The sequence below is a fragment of the Alkaliphilus hydrothermalis genome (genome assembly GCF_016908555.1).
Taxonomy (GTDB): Bacteria; Bacillota; Clostridia; order Peptostreptococcales; family Natronincolaceae; genus Alkaliphilus; species Alkaliphilus hydrothermalis.
Window position 1 is genome coordinate 56,122 of record NZ_JAFBEE010000011.1, and the last position, 18,906, is coordinate 75,027.

17 protein-coding genes and 1 other annotated feature are annotated in these 18,906 nt (G+C 37.6%); of the genes, 1 reads left to right on the forward strand and 16 read right to left on the reverse strand.

What is annotated here, in order from left to right; all coding sequences use genetic code 11:
• Position 1 precedes the first annotated feature (1 nt).
• The 7 genes from proS to JOC73_RS09320 all read right to left on the reverse strand — a co-directional run bounded on the left by proS (position 2) and on the right by JOC73_RS09320 (position 6,998).
• Complete coding sequence (gene proS / locus JOC73_RS09290) at positions 2-1,444, reverse strand: proline--tRNA ligase (RefSeq protein WP_204402404.1); 1,443 nt, start codon at positions 1,442-1,444, stop codon at positions 2-4.
• 124 nt (positions 1,445-1,568) lie between these two features.
• Positions 1,569-1,778, reverse strand: a binding site (T-box leader).
• A gap of 179 nt (positions 1,779-1,957) precedes the next feature.
• Positions 1,958-3,154 (reverse strand): ABC transporter permease, encoded by a 1,197-nt coding sequence (locus JOC73_RS09295; protein ID WP_204402406.1) that lies wholly within the window; start codon positions 3,152-3,154, stop codon positions 1,958-1,960.
• Positions 3,144-3,872 (reverse strand): ABC transporter ATP-binding protein, encoded by a 729-nt coding sequence (locus tag JOC73_RS09300; protein ID WP_204402408.1) that lies wholly within the window; start codon positions 3,870-3,872, stop codon positions 3,144-3,146. Before JOC73_RS09300 ends, JOC73_RS09295 begins: the two co-directional genes overlap by 11 nt.
• A gap of 23 nt (positions 3,873-3,895) precedes the next feature.
• Positions 3,896-4,375 carry a 2-C-methyl-D-erythritol 2,4-cyclodiphosphate synthase gene (gene ispF / locus JOC73_RS09305; protein WP_204402410.1) on the reverse strand — a complete coding sequence of 160 codons (480 nt, stop codon included), beginning with the start codon at positions 4,373-4,375 and terminating at the stop codon, positions 3,896-3,898.
• A complete protein-coding gene (locus tag JOC73_RS09310; protein WP_204402412.1) occupies positions 4,375-5,079 on the reverse strand; it encodes a 2-C-methyl-D-erythritol 4-phosphate cytidylyltransferase in 705 nt (234 codons plus the stop codon). The genes ispF and JOC73_RS09310 overlap by 1 nt, the downstream gene beginning before the upstream one ends.
• A 154-nt stretch (positions 5,080-5,233) precedes the next feature.
• Positions 5,234-6,337, reverse strand: coding sequence for a PIN/TRAM domain-containing protein (locus JOC73_RS09315; RefSeq protein ID WP_204402415.1), 1,104 nt, complete (start codon positions 6,335-6,337; stop codon positions 5,234-5,236).
• Between the two features lie 145 nt (positions 6,338-6,482).
• Positions 6,483-6,998 carry a CarD family transcriptional regulator gene (locus JOC73_RS09320; protein ID WP_204402417.1) on the reverse strand — a complete coding sequence of 172 codons (516 nt, stop codon included), beginning with the start codon at positions 6,996-6,998 and terminating at the stop codon, positions 6,483-6,485.
• A 247-nt stretch (positions 6,999-7,245) separates the two neighbouring features.
• Here JOC73_RS09320 and JOC73_RS09325 point away from each other — a divergent pair, with 247 nt between their 5' ends.
• On the forward strand, positions 7,246-7,641 hold the full coding sequence (locus JOC73_RS09325) for a DUF1573 domain-containing protein (protein ID WP_204402419.1): 396 nt from the start codon (positions 7,246-7,248) through the stop codon (positions 7,639-7,641).
• A gap of 109 nt (positions 7,642-7,750) precedes the next feature.
• Here JOC73_RS09325 and disA read toward each other — a convergent pair whose 3' ends face one another.
• The 9 genes from disA to fusA form a co-directional block, all read right to left on the reverse strand.
• On the reverse strand, positions 7,751-8,827 hold the full coding sequence (disA, locus tag JOC73_RS09330) for a DNA integrity scanning diadenylate cyclase DisA (protein ID WP_204402421.1): 1,077 nt from the start codon (positions 8,825-8,827) through the stop codon (positions 7,751-7,753).
• A gap of 85 nt (positions 8,828-8,912) precedes the next feature.
• Entirely contained in the window at positions 8,913-10,280 is a 1,368-nt protein-coding gene (gene radA, locus JOC73_RS09335; protein WP_204402423.1) for a DNA repair protein RadA, read from the reverse strand.
• A 306-nt stretch (positions 10,281-10,586) separates the two neighbouring features.
• Positions 10,587-11,030, reverse strand: a complete 444-nt coding sequence (locus JOC73_RS09340; protein WP_204402425.1) for a hypothetical protein — start codon at positions 11,028-11,030, stop codon at positions 10,587-10,589.
• Positions 11,031-11,259: 229 nt separating this feature from the next.
• Positions 11,260-13,704: an ATP-dependent Clp protease ATP-binding subunit gene (locus JOC73_RS09345; RefSeq protein WP_204402427.1), complete on the reverse strand. Its 2,445-nt coding sequence runs from the start codon at positions 13,702-13,704 to the stop codon at positions 11,260-11,262.
• 18 nt (positions 13,705-13,722) lie between these two features.
• Positions 13,723-14,751 carry a protein arginine kinase gene (locus JOC73_RS09350; RefSeq protein ID WP_204402429.1) on the reverse strand — a complete coding sequence of 343 codons (1,029 nt, stop codon included), beginning with the start codon at positions 14,749-14,751 and terminating at the stop codon, positions 13,723-13,725.
• Positions 14,752-14,753: 2 nt separating this feature from the next.
• Positions 14,754-15,272 (reverse strand): UvrB/UvrC motif-containing protein, encoded by a 519-nt coding sequence (locus tag JOC73_RS09355; RefSeq protein WP_204402431.1) that lies wholly within the window; start codon positions 15,270-15,272, stop codon positions 14,754-14,756.
• Positions 15,273-15,274: 2 nt separating this feature from the next.
• Positions 15,275-15,739 carry a CtsR family transcriptional regulator gene (locus JOC73_RS15415; protein WP_204402433.1) on the reverse strand — a complete coding sequence of 155 codons (465 nt, stop codon included), beginning with the start codon at positions 15,737-15,739 and terminating at the stop codon, positions 15,275-15,277.
• Positions 15,740-16,195: 456 nt separating this feature from the next.
• Positions 16,196-16,429: a hypothetical protein gene (locus JOC73_RS09365; RefSeq protein ID WP_204402435.1), complete on the reverse strand. Its 234-nt coding sequence runs from the start codon at positions 16,427-16,429 to the stop codon at positions 16,196-16,198.
• Between the two features lie 188 nt (positions 16,430-16,617).
• Positions 16,618-18,687 (reverse strand): elongation factor G, encoded by a 2,070-nt coding sequence (fusA, locus tag JOC73_RS09370; protein ID WP_204402438.1) that lies wholly within the window; start codon positions 18,685-18,687, stop codon positions 16,618-16,620.
• Between the last annotated feature and the right edge of the window lie 219 nt (positions 18,688-18,906).

Below are 18,906 nucleotides of genomic sequence, written 5' to 3' on the forward strand. Positions count from 1 at the left end.
CCTAATATGCTTTAGCGAAAAATGCCATCTTAGCTGCAGGCTTACCACAGAAAGGACAAGTATCCCCTAGCTTTTCTTGCTCAAAAGGAATACATCTTACCGTTACTCCTGTTTCTTGCTTGATTTTGTCTTCACAGGCTCGGTCTTCACACCACATTGCCTTTACAAAGCCTGGCTTTGTCTCCATTACTTCCTTCATTTCGTCAAGGCTCTTCACGTAGTAGGTCTTTTCATCCCTCATGTGTTTAGCTTTTAATAATAAATTGTTTTGAATATCCTCCAGTAAACTTGCAACGGTTTCTTTTAAGCTATCCATCGCTACAGCCTCTTTTTCTAATGTATCTCTTCTAAATAACATTACTTGATTCTTTTCTATGTCCTTTGGCCCTATTTCAATCCTTAGGGGAACACCCTTCATTTCCCATTCGTTGAATTTCCAGCCTGGTGAATAGTTCTCCCTATCATCTAGCTCTACTCTGAAATCATTTCTTAGCTCTGAATAGAGTTCATGCACCTGATCCATTACACCCTCCTTATGGCTGGCGATTGGTACAATGGCGATTTGTGTTGGAGCGACCCTTGGCGGTAATACAAGACCACGGTTATCTCCATGGGTCATGATGATTCCACCGATTAATCTTGTGGATACTCCCCATGATGTGTGATATGGATGCTTTAGTTCTCCATCACGATCAAGAAAGGTAATATCAAATGCAGTTGTAAAGTGCTGAGCTAAGTTGTGGGATGTACCTGCTTGTAGGGCCTTTCCGTCATGCATTAAAGCTTCCATCGTATAAGTAGCGTGGGCACCAGCAAACTTTTCCTTCTCAGACTTTTGCCCGATGACAACTGGGATAGCCAATATTTCCTCAGCCATCTCCCTATAAACATGAAGCATTTGTAGCGTCTCTTCTTGTGCCTCTTCAGCAGTTTCGTGTAGGGTATGCCCCTCTTGCCATAGGAACTCTGATGTTCTTAAAAATGGTCTTGTACTCTTTTCCCAACGAACAACACTACACCATTGGTTGTATAGGAAAGGTAAATCTCTATAGGATTTTAACCATTTAGAATACATTTCACAGATAATTGTCTCAGAGGTTGGTCTAACGCAAAGCCTTTCGGCTAATTCCTCAGATCCCCCGTGGGTAACCCATGCCACCTCTGGCGCAAAACCCTCTACGTGCTCTGCCTCCTTCTTTAACAAACTCTCTGGAATTAAAAGAGGGAAGTAGCAGTTCTTATGACCTGTTTCTTTAAATCTACCATCTAAATGAGCTTGGATGTTCTCCCAAATGGCATAACCATAGGGCTTGATTACCATAAATCCCTTTACAGGTGAGTAGTCAACCATATCTGTTTTTCGAATCACGTCCGTATACCATTGCGCAAAATCAGTTTCCATAGGTGTAATTTCACTTACAAATTGCTTATCTTTTTTACCCACTGTTCTTACTCCTTTCCGACTATCTATTTTTTCTAGCACTGCTCATAAAGGGCTATAGATTCACTAATACAGCTGACTCCTTTAGTATTTTACAAAAAACAAAGATCCCGTCTCTAACATCATAGCTAGAGACGAGATCTATATTCCCGCGGTACCACTCTAATTAATCCTACTGGATTCTCTTAAAGGCATAACGGTGCCCCCACCGACATTGATTTTATTTCAATCAGCAACTCCAGGACGGGTTCAAGAAATTAAGCCTAAAAATCTTTCAGCCGAGGATTTTCTCTCTATTAAGCATCATTTCCTTACTATTTCCTATCTTAGTCTTTGTCATATTCTTTTTTATAACGAATAGGAAAGTTCTGCTTTAAAAGAACATAAAAGAGAACTTTTCCGTTAATGAGTTTCAACGAAGTCAACATTTAAATCTTCCGAAGGAAGACTTTGTTATAAGCATACCTAAATCTCTATAAAATGTCAACTTATAATTATATACAGCTAGTTTATCCATTATGACCTAAAAATAACCGACTCTTTGTTAAACATATATTTTGTAAATAATAATGATGCAACCACCAGTGCAAAAGACATTGAGAAGGTAATGGCGATATGTACTGGATTAATTATATCCACCAGGACTTCCTTCATTAATAGGACTGCATTTAATATCGGTATAAAGAACAAGTTAGTAGAAATTGTTCTTAAATCCATGAACATCGTCAAATATGCTGGCACCATCAGTACAATTGTAATTGGACTTAAATACGTTCCAGCCTCCTTGTAGGACTTTGCAAACACGCTAATTGCCAGCATTACACCGCTCAACATCATGGCAATGAGCATAGAAACCCCTACTAGAATTAGAATTGATATAGGCGAAATACTTAATTCCATCGGCATCATATCAGGATTCATCTTTGCAGATACCACTAATCCTGCCAATGAGGTAATCACCCCAATCACGGAAGCTAATAAAATCGTTAAATACTTTCCTACCAGTATGGATAATCTGTCAGCACCAGTTGATAATAATGGCTCCAGTGACAACCTTTCCTTTTCCCCAGCACCTAAATCTATCGCTGCTGGCATACCCCCAATAACAGGGTACAACATTAGTAGAAATGGCAATAGAAAGGTCAGTAACATGAGGGCTTCCCCACCCCCCTTAGACTCTTCACCCTCTGGTACATAGGCTTCTCTGTTGATAATCGTAGGCTGCAGCTTTTGTGGATCAATTCCCAATTCCGCCAATCTTCCTAACCTAACCCCCTCAGTATATCCCATAATTACATTTTGCACTGTGGCAGTAGCCATGGTGGACTCACTACTTACTTCATCATAGATCAATTTAACATTAGCAGGTATCTGCCCCTTGATCTTCTCCTCAAATCCTTCCTCCAAGTGTATAATCGTTTTTATCTCTCCTGCCTTTAGGGATTCATAGGCATCCTCCACCTTCATCACCTTGAGCCCCTCAGCATTTTTAATATAACTGATCAGCTGACTTTCTTCCCCCTGCGCCTCAATAGCAATTGGGATATCTTGCTTCAAGTTATTCTCCATTTTTGATCTTCCCATACCCATTAAATAAAACATCAAAGGAAATACCATTACAGGAATTAGCACTCCTGCTAACCAAGTTCTCTTATCCCTAAAAATATCCTTCAGCTCTTTTTTTAATACGATAGCGATATGCTTATAATTCATTTCCTTCACCTACCAATTCCAGGAATAAATCCTCCATATTTTTATCATATTTCTCTTTAATTTCCTTTAAATAACCCGATTCAACTATCTTACCCTTATGAATAACTGCAACTCGATCACATAATTTTTCCACTTCAGCCATTGAGTGGCTTGAAAAAATCACCGTTTTTCCCTCTGCTTTACAGGTTTCAATAAACTGTTGAATGATTCTTGCTCCACCTACATCTAATCCAGAAGTAGGCTCGTCAAACAGCATAATGGATGGATTATGCACGATTGACCTTGCAATTGCTACTTTTTGTTTCATTCCCTTAGAGAATTTACCTGCCCTACGATCAATATATTCCTCCATATTAAATACCTTGACAAGATGCTTGATTCTGTCATCTATTTCATCCTTAGTCATGTCATTTAATTCCCCGTAGTAGACAATGTTCTCTCTAGCAGTCAACCGATCATATATGCCACTTTCACCACCAAAAAGAATTCCTATTTCTTTTCGGATCTCATTTGCAGAGTCCAACACATTTTTTCCATTCAGTTTTACAGTACCTCCATCGGGCTTCAACATTGTGGCTAAAATCCTTAGGGTAGTTGTTTTTCCAGCACCATTTTCCCCTAAAAGCCCCAAAACTTCTCCTTTTGCAACAATAAAATCTATCCCCTTTAAGGCTTCGAAGTTTTTGAAATTTTTCTTCAGTCCCCTTACTTCAATCATCTACATCCCCTCTTTTCAACTTATTATATTAATTTGATAATACTTGCTACTACTTGAGCTGCAATTCCCTTTCCCTTACCAGTAAAACCCAATCCCTCTGTGGTGGTGGCCTTTACATTAATGTCATCTATAGATGTCTTTACCACCCTAGCAATATTCTCCCTCATTTGCAGTATATGAGGAGCCATTTTAGGTCTTTCAGCAATAATGGTAGCGTCAATATTGATTACCTTGTATCCCTTTTCCTCCAACATTTCTACAACTACCTCCAATAGCTTTAGGCTGTCGGCCCCCTTATAGTTTTCATCCGTATCAGGAAAGTGTTTGCCTATATCACCAAGACCTGCTGCCCCCAACAGAGCATCCTTTATTGCATGTAATAATACGTCTGCATCTGAATGGCCTAAAAGCCCTTTTTCAAAGGGAATTTCAACCCCACCTAAAATTAATTTTCTCTCTTTTACTAATCTATGGACATCATATCCCATTCCAACTCTATACATTAGTTTTCCTCTCCCTTCATCAGGATTTTTTCAGCTATTAACAAATCATCTGGTGTCGTTAATTTAATATTTTCATAATCCCCCATAATTACCTTTACCCTCTGACCCACCTTCTCCATCAGAGAGGCATCATCCGTTATAGATTCATCCCACTGGTTCTTGTCATAGGCTTCCCTTAACAATGAATATCTAAAAGTCTGGGGTGTCTGGATTGCCCACAATGTCTTCCTTGCTGGAGTGTTAGCCACTTCCATATTGTCGTTTATAATCTTGATCGTATCCTTGACAGGGACTCCAACAATCACAGCCCCCTCCCGTTGAGCTTCCATTATACTATTTAATATAATCTCTTCTTTGACAAAGGGTCTTGCTCCATCATGGATTAGAACTATACTACAGTTATCTATAGCCACCAGTCCATTATATACGGAATGAAAACGTTCTTTTCCACCTTCAACCACTCGGGCTACTTTACTCAGCTGATATTTATCAAGGATCTCCTTTTGACAGAATTCTACTTCTCCTTCTCCAACAACTAAAACAATTTCTTCTATTTCAGTACAATCTTGAAATACTTGGAGGGTATGGGCTAGAACTGGTTTGTTATGTAGCATGATATATTGCTTGTGACAGCTGGCTCCCATTCGTTTACCCTTGCCACCTGCTACTACGACTGCCTTCACTTGTTGCTTTTCTTTTTCCAAACAGCTCACCTCTATATTCTTTATATGTAATAAAAAGTATTTATATTTACTATTTCCTTTTCATTATATAATTTTTACTTAATTTTACCAATATTTTTTTGATTTAAAAAGCCTTCCTGTTTGTATGAGCTACAAATAAGAAGGCTTTTGTTACTTATGCTGATTTGTCCACCATAGACTTTGGTTTTGCAAAAATCATTCTTCCAGCAGCCGTTTGGAGCACACTGGTTACCAGTACATCAATATTTTTACCAATGAATTTCTTACCACTATCTACCACAATCATAGTTCCATCGTCTAAATATGCTAGACCTTGACCTGATTCCTTACCATCTTTAATGACTTGCACTAGCATTTCTTCCCCTGGAAGAACAATTGGTTTGACTGCATTTGCTAACTCATTAATGTTAAGGACCGGAACCCCTTGAAACTCTGCAACTTTATTTAAGTTATAATCGTTTGTTAAAACCTTTCCCTCTAAGAATTGAGCGAGTTTGAGAAGTTTTGTGTCTACCTCGGACAAGTCATCAAAATCCTTACTATGGATTTTAACCTCAATATCCAACTCCTTTTGAATCTTGTTAAGAATGTCTAAACCTCTTCTTCCACGATTTCTCTTTAAGGAATCTGATGAATCTGCAATATGTCTTAATTCTTCAAGTACAAATTCTGGAATAATGAGGGGGCCCTCAACAAACCCAGTTTTACAGATATCAGCAATTCTACCATCTATAATCACACTTGTGTCCAAAATTTTGGGAGAAACCTTGGTTTCTTTTTTTCCGTTTTTTTCTTTAGATGAGTTTTTTCTAAATAAAATCTGTAAACCCACAATCTCATCAATTTTCTTAGTGGCTATGGTAACCCCTAAGTAAGCCATGAAAACATACAAAGCTAAGGAAAGAATCTCTCCTACTAAAGGAATCGGTATTACATTTAATACCTGGCTGATTAAATATGCAATTACTAAACCAATAATTAATCCAACTGAGCCTAATACAATATTAATTACGGGAACATTGGCTAATTCCTTTTCAATCCAATTGGCTAAATCTCTTCCTTGCTTGATGATCCATGGTGTTAGAATAAAAAATATACCTCCACCTACTACAGCAGAAATTATAATTCCGGTAATATAAGTTGTTAGGTTGTCCTGTACTGCTGGTGAAACTAAATTTCTAATAACAGAAACAAATAATGCAACACCTACTAAAGCACCTACAATTGATAAAGCACCTCTAATGATTCTATTAATCATTTAAACACCTCCTTACCATACATTATTACCACTTTTATTTTTTTTAAAATCAATTGATGCCTTTTTTATTATATCTTGTTTGGGGTTAATTTTTGACTAAGCTTTTAAGCCTATTTTTAATTAGTGTATGAGATAATGTTTTCGCTTATTTATCAGTTGATTCTTCAACGGATTCTTCAGGGGATTCTCTTATTGAATCTTCTATTAGGGTTGAAACCTCCTCTGATGACAGGTCAGTTGCTAAGATAATTTCACTCATTAAAATCTGTCTTGCATTATTTAATATCTTTCTTTCTCCAGTTGATAAAGATTTTTCTCGATCCCTAAGGACTAAGTTTCTAACAACTTCGGCTACTTCAAAGATATCTCCACTTTTAATACGATCCATGTTTGCCCTATAACGTCTATTCCAATTTTGAGGCATTTTTGTTTCGTTTGCCTCCAGTACCGCAATGACACTCTCTACTTCTTCTTTAGTAACAATTTGGCGGATACCTATTCCTTCCATACTATCTAATGGAATCATTACCTTCATATCATCTAGTGGGATTCTCATTATATAGTACTTTCTCTTTGTACCTAGTATTTCTTTTTCTTCAATAGCCTCGATGACACCGGCCCCATGCATTGGATATACAATCTTATCTCCTATATTAAACATATTAAACCCTCCTAAAACTGGCAATTTAAAACTACATATAGTATACACCATTAGTATATATATGTCAAATAAATAAATAATTTTATCATATCCCTTTATATATGTCAAATATTTTTTTACAAGATCCTAACTGTGATTTTATAAAACCCAATCTCCACCAATTGACAAAGGAAATAGTTAACACTTATAATGGTATTAGAAGCATTTAAGACACTTTACACAAACTAAACCCAAGGAGTTGACTAGTATGAAAAACTTTCCTATAGATGACTTTCAAACAATTGTAGATGATGTATTAATCCGCCATAGAAGTATATTGGATATTCTTACCAAGTTGCAAGAAAGCACAGCTAAAATCAATAGAGCTGTTGCTAAATCTGCAACATACTGTGGCTGTATAAGAATCCATGGGGAAAGACAAGAGATTCCCATGGATGTTTCCTACTCACAACTAAAGAGCTATATGAAGGATCATGTTGATGGGGAATTTTGCGATATTTGTAAAGAAAAAATCGAACATGAATTATCTACAAATTTCTTTTACCTCACAGCCCTTTGCAATGTGTTTGACATCAATATAGAAGAAATGTTGGCAAAATACAACGAACAACTAAAAACCCTAGGAAAATATGGTCTGTTATAGCTAAAATTAATCATTAAAGGACAAGATCAATCATCATCTTGTCCTTTTGCTATGCTGCCTATTAGTTATTAGTTTAATTGAAGGGGTAATACGTGAGGGTGCTGGCTTTCTATATTTGTCTCCCCATCATGACCTGATCCCGCAAACGAGTCAAGCCTTCTTTGATCGCCCTTGCTCGGATCTCCCCGATTCCCTCTACATCATCTAATTTTTCAATAGAGGCCTTCAAAATATGTTGGAACTCTCCAAATTGCTTAACTAGATTTTCAATAACTGCCGAAGGTAGTCTTGGGATTTTATTTAATAGTCGATACCCCTTAGACAAAGCTGGTGCATCCAAAGCTGCCACATTATTTTCATATCCTAAAATCTTAGCTATATTTGAAAGGTCTAAAAGTTCCTCTGAGGACAGACTCTTTATTTCCTTTAAAACCATTTTTGAATCTAGATGCTGATTAATATTAAAATCGTTAATCACGTTCATTCCATCTTCCACTACATTTGCCATGAGCTCTTCCAACTGCATACTTACCAATCTACCTTCATTCCCCAACTCACATATGAATTTTTCAATTTCATTTACAATTCGCATTACCATTTCAGTCCGCTGTAAAACAACAGCTACATCATAAGTTGTGACTAAATCCTCGTATTCCAAGGCACTGAGATGATTCATCCCTTGATTTAACACGACCTTATATTTCTCCAATGTCTGGATAGCTTGATTTGCCTTTGTGAGGATTCGACCAGTATCTTGAACAATGTATTTGTTGTATCCTTGATATAATGAAATAATATTACGTCTTTGGGAAATAGATATGACCACTTCTCCCGTTTCCTTTGCCACCCGCTCTGCGATCCTGTGGCGTATCCCAGTTTCCGATGAATAAATAGATGGATCTGGTATTAATTGAGCATTGGCGTATAAAATCTTTTTAACTCCATGATTAAGTATGATTGCACCATCCATTTTTGCCAGCTCATATACATAGGCCGGAGTAAAGTCTACATTTAGGGCAAATCCCCCATCTACAATGTCCATTACTGCAGGAGTATCCCCTATAACGATCAATGCCCCCATTTTGCCCTTGAGGATATTTTCTAACCCTTCCCTCAAGGGGGTTCCAGGTGATAACATTTTTATTGTATCTAAAAGTTGTTTCTGTTTCTTTTCTTCTTCTCTCAATTGCCCCTACCCTCCCTACTAAAATACTTATTACTTTATATCATTCCCTAAAATAGAGATATTAATATTAAAATTGGTTAAAACACTAAGAATTACCTATGCAATTTAGGGCTTCTCTAATATTGTGGACTCCCTTAACTGCTATCGTTTTTAAGTCATTGAACTTTGTATTATTCTTTTCTGGTACAATGCAAGCCGCAAAGCCCATTTTTTCTGCTTCCTTTACCATCTTCTCCAACTGAAGAACAGGTCTAATGTCGGCGGTCAAACTGATTTCTCCGATGACCAGTAGTTTTCTTGTGGCTATACTGATTCCCTTTAGACTGGAGTATATGGCAACTGCCACCCCCAAGTCAGCGAAGGTTCCTTCTAGCTTTAGTCCGCCAACTACATTAATATATACATCATAATTCATCAGTGGGAGTCCCATTTTCTTTTCAAGTACTGCAATAATTAGATTAAGCCTATTCAAGTCGATCCCCACTGCTGTCCTCCTAGCAAACCCTACGTTGGATGGGGTTACTAAAGCCTGTATTTCCACCAGTAGCGGTCTTGTCCCCTCCACCGTAGCCACCACCACAGCCCCCTCAGATTCCTCCGTCAAGGACTCTAGGAACATGGCCGATGGATTTGCCACCTCCACCAAGCCCTCCTGCTTCATTTCATAGACTCCGATTTCACTGGTGGTCCCGAAACGATTCTTCAAAGCCCGTAGTACTCGAAACTCTTGGGTCCGCTCTCCTTCAAAATGCAAGACAGTGTCCACCATATGCTCCAACACCCTTGGACCTGCCAATTCCCCCTGCTTCGTCACGTGGGCGACAATAAACATGGGTATATGAAGACTCTTGCCGATTCTCATCAGATTGTTCACACATTCCTTCACCTGAGATACACTACCAGGGGCAGAGGTTAAGTCTTCTTTATATAATGTCTGTACAGAGTCGATGATGATAAACACGGGTGAAATCTCTTCTATATATTTTTCAATTATATCGACATTAGTCTCGGAAACAACATAAAGGTTCTCCGTCAAAGCCCCTAGCCGTTCTGCCCTCATTTTAATCTGTTCCTCCGATTCCTCCCCCGATACATATAGGGTTGTACCATATTTTTCGGCTATTTTACTACCTGCCTGTAGAATCAATGTTGATTTACCTATCCCAGGCTCTCCAGAGATTAAGGTCAAAGATCCCTTTACCAGACCTCCCCCCAATACTCTGTTCAGCTCCTGATCTTGAGTGTCGTATCTTTCATGGACACTTGATTTGATGGTCTTGATGGGTTGGGGTTTTGATTTTCCGACGATGGAGGGGGATCTTCTAGTGTCCATCTTCTGGACTACTTCCTCCTCCATTGTGTTCCAATTATTGCAACCGGGACATCGTCCCATATATTTAGGGCTTTCGTAGCCACATTCTTGACATAAAAATTTACTCTTGGTCTTTGCCACACAATCACCTGCTTATGTTTATTTCATCCTTTCATTGTAACATATATTAACAGAAGTTCCAAAACATAAATAAGCCAAAGAAAAATATTGTTTGATATTTTTCTTTGGCTTTAATTCTATATATTAGAAATATCGCTCCATCAATAGATTGAATAACATTTATTTGAGACTATTAAAATTATCAAGTAAGATATTGATTATATATCTCTTCTTAGCATAAACTGTGCTCCCTACATAGTAGATAGTTTTTTCGTCTACCATATAGGGCGTATATCGGATTGTATATAGATACTTCTCAAAAACTTCTTATGGATGACTTATATAGGTATGTGAAATTTTACCATAATAATCATTTAATTTCACAATCGTTGTAGTAACTGGAAAATTGACATTCCCTATATTTTCAGTAGTATATATAATCCTTATTCCTCTACCATAAACTTTGTCTGGTCCAACTTCAATAATTTTAGGTGCTTGATTGTTAGTTATAAAATACTCATATCTCTCTTTACCTAAATCAATACTGCCACTAGAGATTGTTGTTTGCTTATTAGAATAATTATTCTTCATAACTGATTCTCTAATTCTTTTATCTACTTCACTAATTTCCTCCTGAACTTCTTTCGGAGCACTTTCAAAAGAAACTATTTCATAACTTACTTCCTTATTTTCTTCTGTGTTGCAACCTACCAAAAATAAATTACTAATCATAAGAAGAATAATCCCTAAAAAAATATAATTTCTCCTCATAAATTCACCCCTTTCCATAGTTCCACAATACAAACTTAGTAGAATTTAGCCATTATAAATTTCAATAGTTAGGGCAGGTCATTTTTTGAATACCTGCCCTTTCTGTATTGTAAGCAAAATATTTTCAATTTGTTTGTCGTGAAGGGTTTTGACTTCCTCCTCTACTTTTGCTTTCTTATCGAAACTTTTTATCTAAATGACGTCTTTGAATTAGAAAATGCTTACTTTTTTAATTCTTCCTCACTACTAACTCATCCCCAACAAAGTCCAACTTCACTTGACTTCCCTCTGGTATCGTACCCTTCAATAATTCCTCCGACAACTTATCCTCCACCAGCTTCTGGATAGCCCGCTTTAGGGGTCTAGCACCAAACTGTGGATCAAATCCTTTATCGGCAATATAAGTTTTGGCTGTTTCCTCCACCTCTAGGGAAATATTCAATGCCTTTAATCGTTTATTTAAGTCCTCCAGCATAATATCAATGATTTCTCCAATGTGGCTTCTTTCTAGTCCGTGGAATACAATAATATCATCTATTCTATTTAAGAATTCAGGTCTAAAGGATCTTCTAAGCTCCTCCATGACATTATCCTTCATCTTATTGTACTCATTTTTAGACTCATCGCTTGCTTGAGCTACAAATCCCAATGTCCGTTGCTTCTTGATGGTATGGGCACCTACGTTTGAGGTCATGATGATGACTGTATTTTTAAAGTCTACAGTTTTTCCTTTAGAGTCAGTTAACCTACCATCATCTAATATCTGAAGCAAAATATTAAAGACATCTGGGTGGGCTTTTTCTATTTCGTCAAACAACACTACAGAATATGGCTTTCTTCTCACCTTTTCTGTCAGTTGACCTCCCTCGTCAAATCCGACATATCCAGGAGGTGAACCAATTAATCTTGATACCGTATGTTTTTCCATATACTCCGACATGTCTATGCGGATCATGGCATTTTCATCACCAAACATGGCTTCTGCTAATGCTCTAGAAAGCTCTGTCTTACCTACGCCAGTTGGTCCAAGAAAAATGAAGGACCCAATCGGCTTTTTAGGGTCCTTTAATCCAACCCTAGCTCTTCTGATTGCCTTAGAAACAGATTTCACTGCCTCCTCCTGTCCGATTACTCGATCATGAAGGATTTCCTCCAGCTTTAATAGTCTTTCAGATTCCTCCTGCTGCATTTTATTTACAGGAATTCCCGTCCAAGTGGATACAACAGAGGCGATTTCCTCTTGCCCAACAATGGCATCGTTGGTATGGGCGGCACTCTTCCAATTATTCTTTCCTGATTCCAGTTTATCTTGTATATTCTTTTCTTCATCCCGTAGTTTGGCAGCCCTCTCAAAATCTTGGATGTTGATGGCCTCTTGTTTTTCCGTCCCCAACTGTTCTAGTTTTTCTTCCAAATCCTTCAAGTCTGTTGGAGCTGTAAAGGCTTTTAGTCTAATCTTTGATGCAGCTTCATCTATTAAATCTATCGCCTTATCAGGTAAGAAACGATCAGTAATATATCTATGGGATAACTCTGCTGCCGCCTTTAAGGCTTCATCAGTAATCTTCACCCTGTGGTGGGCCTCGTATTTATCCCTTAATCCTTCTAAAATCTTGATGGAGTCATCTACAGTAGGCTCATTGATGGTAATGGGTTGGAAACGTCTTTCCAATGCAGCATCCTTTTCAATATGCTTGCGATATTCATCAAGGGTGGTTGCTCCAATTGCCTGTAATTCTCCCCTTGCAAGGGCTGGTTTTAATATATTGGAGGCATCTATAGCACCTTCTGCTCCCCCTGCTCCAATGATGGTGTGAATCTCGTCAATAAACAGAATGACATTTCCCGATTGTCTTAACTCCTCCATCACTTTCTTTAGTCGATCTTCAAATTCCCCTCGATATTTAGAGCCTGCCACCATAGAAGCTAAATCAATAGTTACAACCCTTTTGCCCTTCAATAGTTCTGGTACATGTCCCTCTTCGATTGCCTGAGCCAATCCTTCTGCAATAGCAGTCTTTCCTACCCCTGGTTCACCCACTAGACAGGGATTATTCTTTGTTCTTCTACTTAAAATTTGAATAACTCTCTCTATTTCAGTACTTCTACCGATCACTGGATCTAGTTTTCCTTCTTTGGCCATGTTGTTTAAATCTCTACCATATTGATCTAAAGTTGGTGTATTATTATTCTGAGGATGACCTTCCATCGGATTCTGCTTTGGATTTTTAGTCCCACCAGAGTTCAATAGCTTTAATACCTCTTGTCGTACTTTATCTAGACTTAAGCCCTCTCCTATCAGGAGTTTTGCTCCAATTCCTTCCCCTTCTCGGATTAGTCCCAGTAGTAAATGCTCAGTTCCAACATAAGTATGACCAAGGCTTCTAGCCTCATCAAAGGATAATTCAAAGATTCTCTTCGTTCTTGGGGTAAAGCCCATTAGGTCTCCATTTTCTTTTCCATAGCCAATCATGTTAACGATTTTTTGCTTTGTTTGATCAAGATTTAGTCCTAGATTCTTTAAGGTAATGGCTGCAACACCCTCCCCTTCTTGAATCAATCCCAATAGCAAGTGTTCTGTACCAACATAGTTATGACGCATTTCTTGGGCGAACTTCTGAGATATCAAAATTACCTTTTGTGCCCTTTCTGTAAATCTACCGAATATTGACATAAAAGCACCTCCTAAGTTTTACAGTATACTTCTAATAAAATCAGCTCTTTTTACATCCCTCTCATGATCCTTTAACTCCATTTTAAAATGACTTTGCATATGACCTAATTGAATCATCGCCATTAAGTAATTCATATTTTCAAGGGTAAGGGTAGTATCCTTTAATAGTCCCAAGCAAACTCCTAGTTTTACGTCGGAAATCAGCTTCATGGCTTCTGTTGCATTGATAATTCTAGCACTTTTTAAAATACCATACGATCTGAAAATCCTATCCTCTAACTCAATGGACTTTTCCTCCAGCAGAGTCCCCCTCATCATTCGTTCCTTTTGGAGAATCTGGGTTACGACAGCCTTTAGGTTTTTGATGATTTCTTCCTCTGTAATTCCCAGAGTCACTTGATTGGATATTTGAAAAATATTTCCTAAAAACTCTGTCCCCTCCCCATAGATTCCTCTGATGGTGATGCCAATCTGATTGGAGGCATGGAAAATGTTATTGATATATCCTGTCATATTCAACACTGGCAGGTGCATCATCACCGACGCTCTAATACCAGTACCAAGATTTGTAGGACAGGAGGTTAAATAGCCCAGTTGTTCGTCGAAAGCATATTTTACCTTTTCTTCTATCAAGTCATCTATCTTGTCTGCCAAGTTCCAAGTTTCATCCAACTGAAATCCCGGTAGTATACATTGGATTCTAATATGATCTTCCTCATTCAGCATGATACTGATGCTTTCCTGTCGATTGACCAACATGTTCCCTTGAGTTGTATTCTTAGCCAAATCAGGACTAATTAAGTGCTTTTCAATATATTTTAACCTCTCTATTTTATCCAAATCCTTCATAGATAATAATTTAAAATCGTCTTTGAGGGCAGAATTCCCTTCTATCACTGCTTGGTACACCCGCTGGACAACCTCTTCACCTCTAGCTTCATCCAACAAATAGGGAAAAGGAGTTTCTTCCAAGTTTCGAGCAATCCGAATACGACTACTGATGACGATATCCGATTCAGGTCCAGTTTTTTTCATCCACTCAGACATTTTTATCCCTCCTGATCCTTATTGACTTCCTTTTCTAAGGCTTTGATCTCATCCCTTAACTTTGCTGCCTCTTCAAAAGCCTCTGACACAATAGCCTCCTGCAGCTTTCCCTTCAACTGTCGCACCTGTCTTCGTAGTCGAATTACTCCTCCTGTCCTTTTGGGGACCTTCCCTACGTGATTGATATTCCCATGTATCCTTTTGATCAAAGGAGAAATCTTCTCTCTGAATACCTCATAACATTCATCACATCCAAGACGTCCCGATTGCTTTACTTGATTCAATGTAGTGCCACAACGATGACAATGAATGCTATTAAGATACTTCATATTTAAAGGAGAGTGCATATTACTTTCCATCAAGCCAGCTAAAAAGTTGGGGATTGAAAAATGATGCTCTAAAGCATTTTCTTCCCGTGCCTTTGCGCAGACTTCACACAGATGCCTTTCCATCTTGTTCCCATTTACATTTTTAGTCATATGGACTACAGCTGGGTTTTTTTTGCATGCATCACATAACATAATCAGGCCTCCTCCAATAGTATACTCAACATATTTTTTAACAACTTCGCCCTCATTTGATTCCTTCCTTCACTGGAGCTATTTAGGGATGTATCATCAATGGCCGCCCCCATGATTTTTGCCTCTCTTTTCGTAATAATCCTTTGTTCTAAAAGAAACTGTATTATATTAAGTCCTTGGGTTTGGGATATACTATCCCCCATTTCCTCAGTAATGATATGAAAGACAGAGGGATTATGACCCAATATTAACTGTTTGATTCTGATATATCCGCCACCGCCCCTTTGACTTTCGATGGTATATCCATTCTTCAAAGTAAACCTTGTGGTCAATACATAATTAATCTGAGAAGGAGAACAGTCAAAGTGCTTTGCTAAATCGTTCCGTTGAATCTCGATACGCTTTTCATTACTTTTTCTAATTAGGTCCTTTAGAAAGACTTCAATAATATCGCTTATTGTTGTCACTCCATCACCTCGCCTTACTTTGACTTTCTTTGACCTTCATTAGAATTATTATAAGCAAAAAAGATTTTCTCTTCAAACCCTATACATTTTATTATTTTCTCGTATTTTATTATTTTAAACAGTCAAATTGAAAAAAATTACATTTATGAATTTTTTCTCTTATTTTCTTTTGTTTTTTTGGTTTTGAAATTAATGGGGCTGTGTGTTTTTAATCTCAGTTGAATCTATACTTGTTCTTATTTATTTATTTGAGTGTACACTAAGAGGAACTTAATTGATGTCTTGTTTAAACTCATTTATGAAAAAGCTTTCTTTTATATTAATTTAATGTATATCTTTCCTATTCGTTACAAAAAAGACTGTATATAGTAGTCATAGTAGCATTTCTACTATTGCTCCTACTATAAAACAGTCTATTCATATACATTTCTTCATTTTTTAAATTGTTTGCTTCAATTATTTTCTCTTAGCCAATATCGAGTAGGTTAATCCTGTCTCACTTCCCTTAGGCAGCACTTGAAAATCATGTTTATTTAAAATACCAAAGATTTGGTCTGCTTGATGGGCATCGTTTGCATCCATACTGATAATAAGCTCGTCCTCTTTTCCAACATCCTTTAAGGCATGAAGTAGCTTCTGATTATCACTTGGTCCTATTTCCCCTGAAAAATTCACATAAATTTGTGGCACTCCTCATCACTCCTTTCTTACCTTTAGTTTTAATAAAAAGTAGAGATTTATCCTAATGTAATTTTTCCATTTTGATTTTAATTAAAAATAAAAAACCAGTTTCAATGAAGATATACACTCTATTGAAACTGGTTTTATTCTCCTATTCTTTTTATAAAAATGATAAACAAACAACCATTTTCTAGTGACTACTCCTTTGCCGCCCTGGCAGCTGCCACTACTTTTTCACTCAGCATTTGAGGTAGTTCTTCATATCTTACAAAGCTCATTGTAAATGCACCTCTAGCTTGAGTCATTGATCTTAAATCAGTTGCGTATTTAAACATCTCTGACTGGGGTACTTCGGCAATAATTAATTGACCTCCATTTGCTTGAGGTTCCATACCGATAATTCTACCTCTTCTCTTGTTTAAGTCCCCCATTACATCCCCCATATACTCATCAGGAACATTTACCCTTACCTCCACTACAGGTTCTAACAATACGGGCTTTGCCTGTTCAATACCCTTCTTAAAGGCTAAGGATGCAGCGATCTTAAATGCCATCTCCGAAGAATCTACATCATGGTACGAACCATCATATAGTACAGCTTTGATATTCACCACAGGATAACCTGCTAATACCCCTGACTCTAAACTTTCTCGAAGTCCTTTTTCCACCGCTGGAATATAGGATTTGGGTACAGAACCACCGAATATCTCTTCAGCGAATTCAAACTCTGCCATAGCTGGCTCAAAACGAATCTTTACATCTCCATATTGTCCATGTCCTCCAGATTGCTTCTTATGTTTACCCTGTACATCAGCTTTACTCTTGATGGTTTCCCTGTAGGGTACTCTAACATCACTTAACTCCACATCAGTACCAAATTTATTCTTCAATTTGCTTGTGATTACTTTAATATGAAGTTCTCCTTGCCCTTTGATTACGGTTTGCTTAGTCTCTTTATTTCTCTCAAAAGAGAAGGAGGGGTCTTCTTCTATCAGTTTATTTAAACCTACATATATCTTTTCCTCGTCCCCCTTTGCCTTAGGCTCAATAGCTAAGTACAGTTGAGGCTCTATGAAATCTATACCACTATAGATTACAGAGTCATTTATACTACAAAGGGTATCCCCTGTGGAGGTATGCTGTAGCTTTGCAACTGCTGCGATATCCCCAGCTGCAACCTCCTGTACTTCTATTTGATTTTTTCCCCTTAGAAGGAATAGATTGCTCATTTTTTCTTTTTCATCTTTATTGGCATTTAATACTTCCATATCACTGGATAATGTCCCAGAGATCACTTTAATCAAGGAAATTTTTCCTACATATGGGTCAACGATCGTCTTAAACACTTGTGCTGAGAAGGGTTCATCCTTTTCAAGGCTTCGTTTAACTACTTCATCCTGATAGGGGTGTTTACCTTCCTTTGGCGGCATATCCTTTGGGGATGGAGAGTAGTCATTGATCATATCCAGCAAAGTATGTATCCCGATATTCTTAGCAGCCGAACCACAAATAACTGGTACGACATCACCATTGATAATGCCTCTTCTTAGACCATCCCGAATCTCAGCCTCAGTGAATTCTTCACCTGCGAAATACTTTTCCATTAGTACCTCATCACTTTCAGCTACGGATTCCAATAGTAATTCCCGTATGGCCATTGCCTCATCCATTAACTCTTTTGGAATTGGTTTATCCACACAGTCCTTCCCGTTATATTCTCTGGCTACCATATTGACTACATTAACATTACCAATAAAACTATCCTTACTTCCTAATGGGATCTGGAAGGGTGCTACCTTTTTACCAAACTTCTCCCTTAATTCGCTTAATACCTTTGGAAAGTCAGCGTTATCACGATCCATTTTGTTGATAAATATAAAAGTAGGGGCTTTCTTTTGCTCTGCAAAACTCCAAGCTTTTTCAGTACCCACTTCGATACCACTGGTGGCATCAACAAAAATAATCATTCCACCAGCAACCTTGATGGCACTTTGTACTTCACCAATAAAGTCAAAATACCCTGGGGTGTCAATTAGGTTAATCTTATGATTTTTCCATTCGATTGGAATCACTGAGGTGCTTACAGAAATGTTTCTCGAAACTTCTTCCTTATCAAAATCTGATACAGTGTTCCCATCCTCTACTCGGCCCATCCTATTGATGAGCTTTGCTGTAAAAATGACTGCCTCAGTAGCTGTAGTTTTACCACAGCCACCATGACCCAACAAGGCAATGTTTCTAATCCGATCAGCTTCGTATCTTTTCATTATATTACCCCCCAATAATGTAATATTCTAAGAATTTTCTAATAATACTAAATATTCTACAAATTAAATCTAACTCCTTCTTTTTGTGTAATTAATTACAAATCACCTCAAGAAATTTATATGTTATTTGTCCAACAATATTACTGAACTAGTAAAATTTAGCATTAGTATTTGGAATATCCCGCTAATTTATTCTAATTTTCAGAGTATTTATTTTTA